Source organism: Desulforhopalus singaporensis (assembly GCF_900104445.1).
GTDB lineage: Bacteria > Desulfobacterota > Desulfobulbia > Desulfobulbales > Desulfocapsaceae > Desulforhopalus_A > Desulforhopalus_A singaporensis.
The window spans coordinates 1-2,090 of the sequence record NZ_FNJI01000101.1; the positions used below are offsets into that span (position 1 = coordinate 1).

Sequence of the window (2,090 nt, forward strand, 5' to 3'; positions counted from 1 at the left end):
GTATTGGAGCTGTCGGTTTTGATGGGGCCTCCGTCTTTGCCCGTATGTTCCAAATGCTTTGCATCCCTCCAGCGTTCCGGGGCCCTGTTTTTCAGAAAGAAGATCGTAGCGGTAACATCAGAAGCGACCGCCTTGTTCACAGTCTTTGTCGTGACAAGCTTCTCCTCTGTTTCTCCGGTTTCCGGATCAATGATTATCTTCAGCTCCTGGGTGGACTCTTTCGTTCGATATCCTTTGATGCGCTTGAGGAGAGAATCTTCCGCGGTCATTGTATCGAATTTATCCCTGCCGCTTTTTATGGAGTCGCGAAAACTTTCATGATTGTCCATCCACCGATAAACTGTTGCCCTGTCGACACCAAACAGCTTTGCTACTTTCGACACCGTAAAACCGCCTTCAACGCATGCCACGTATGCGATTTGATCGTATTCCGGTTTGTATTTTCCCGTTCCTTTCGGTCTTGCCATTACCTCTTCCTTTTTCATTTTTCAGTACAAAGACCGCTTCCTGCCAACATCAATTCGCAATCGGTTTGTACGAGTCACACCTCTCTTTGTCGAAACCCTCCTTGTTCAGGTTCTTGCAGGGTGCACGCTGGTTGTACTGACAGATCTCGCAGTTAACTTTGCCATGAGGAACAGAACCAGGTGCAGCCCTTGCCTTGTTCTGCTCCTTGCTGAGCCAGGTCGAGATGTGGTTCCGGATACCGGCTTTGGTTTTACGCCGCTTTGGATTGTCAATGCTCCACTGACGAGCTCGCTTGAGCACCTGGAGGACGTCAATGCCCGGGAACGTCTCTTGCCATTCGTCGATGTCTTTTTGCAAAACGGGGAAATCTCCATCACGAGGGATCAACGGAAAAACCAACACTGGAGATTCGACCGGTTCATCTGTCGCTTCCGGTTCGGCGACTTCTTCAGAAGGCTCCGGACAATAATCTGTTACTATAGGAGTAGGAATAGGAGTAGGAGTAGGAGTAGGGGCATTGCTATCTGCATGCTCTTTGCATTGCTCGACGCATGCGTCTTGCTTGCCTTTAGCATTATCTTCTTGTTTTTTATCATTTTTTTTCTTTTCCCATCTTGCTGCCGCTGCCTTTTTTGCCCGTTCTCGACGGTCTTGTGCGTGGATTACATACCCCTGATGGTCCTCCCAATCGTGCAACTGGTACACTCCATCATCGTTTATTTCCAAAAATCCAACCTTCATAAGTGCATCAACGAACTCTTTTGAGTCCTTTTGCCATCCTGCTTCTAATGCTATGTCATGCTCGTCCCATGCTACTAGCATGCCGGTAGGATTGCTCATAGCAACACCTATCCATAAATCAAGCAGGTAATCGGTCGCACCCGGGCCGAGAAGAAGAGCCAGTTTTTTTCTTTTGCGGTTGCCACGGAATGACACGGCTATTCGGATATCTGTGTTCATCCTTTACCTATCCTCCAGACCTCGACGGTTCTGCTTTTTCTCTTGCTGATAAATAGACACTTCTCTTCCTTCGTTGTATCTGCACTTGGCACAGAGGGCCTGATATTGGGTCTTTCTGCACCAGGCCCTTGGCACTTCCTCAAGATTCTTTTTATGGCCGACTGTCTGCATCTGACAAAGAACCCTGCTCATGAGGCTGCCTCTATTTTCTTTCGAGACTTCAGGTAAAGCCGGCGCATGGTGTTTATCATGCGTTTTGTAAGCATGGTTTTTGCGTTCCATCGCACCATGGATTCGAAAGAAGCAGGACGAAGAACAATACCTTTTAAATCTTTCAGCCTATTTTCTTCTTCGATCTGCTTTGGTTTTTCCGGGTGTACTTCGAGAATCCCTATAACCTTGCCGTCAATCTCGACCTCAAGCCATTTGGCTTCTTGTTGTGGTTTCCAGTTCATATCTGCTCCTCAAAACCATTTCTCTACAACTTGCCCTTTGGTGTAAAATGTCCACTTTGCAGCATCAGAGCTCCACCTTCCATTGACCCTGACCCGATACAGAGGCAGCTGCCAATACTCATCAAAATCACTTTTTTTAAGCGGCACCATGGGGCTAAAAAGTTTGCGAGTGGATTGCTTACGCATTGACTCACCCCAGGTGCGCCT

The 2,090-nt window shown here is 47.8% G+C and carries 5 protein-coding genes; all 5 read right to left on the reverse strand.

From position 1 onward, the window contains the following. Window positions 1-467, reverse strand: a 467-nt coding sequence (locus BLQ17_RS21910; RefSeq protein WP_176761405.1) for a helix-turn-helix domain-containing protein, incomplete at its 3' end; no start/stop codon positions are given. 49 nt (window positions 468-516) lie between these two features. Beyond that, complete coding sequence (locus BLQ17_RS21915; protein WP_092226410.1) at window positions 517-1,428, reverse strand: hypothetical protein; 912 nt, start codon at window positions 1,426-1,428, stop codon at window positions 517-519. A gap of 3 nt (window positions 1,429-1,431) precedes the next feature. Continuing rightward, complete coding sequence (locus BLQ17_RS21920) at window positions 1,432-1,620, reverse strand: hypothetical protein (protein ID WP_092226412.1); 189 nt, start codon at window positions 1,618-1,620, stop codon at window positions 1,432-1,434. Next, window positions 1,617-1,883: a hypothetical protein gene (locus BLQ17_RS21925; protein ID WP_092226414.1), complete on the reverse strand. Its 267-nt coding sequence runs from the start codon at window positions 1,881-1,883 to the stop codon at window positions 1,617-1,619. Before BLQ17_RS21925 ends, BLQ17_RS21920 begins: the two co-directional genes overlap by 4 nt. A 9-nt stretch (window positions 1,884-1,892) precedes the next feature. After that, window positions 1,893-2,090 (reverse strand): hypothetical protein (locus BLQ17_RS23045; protein WP_218121888.1); only part of this gene is annotated, 198 nt, incomplete at its 5' end.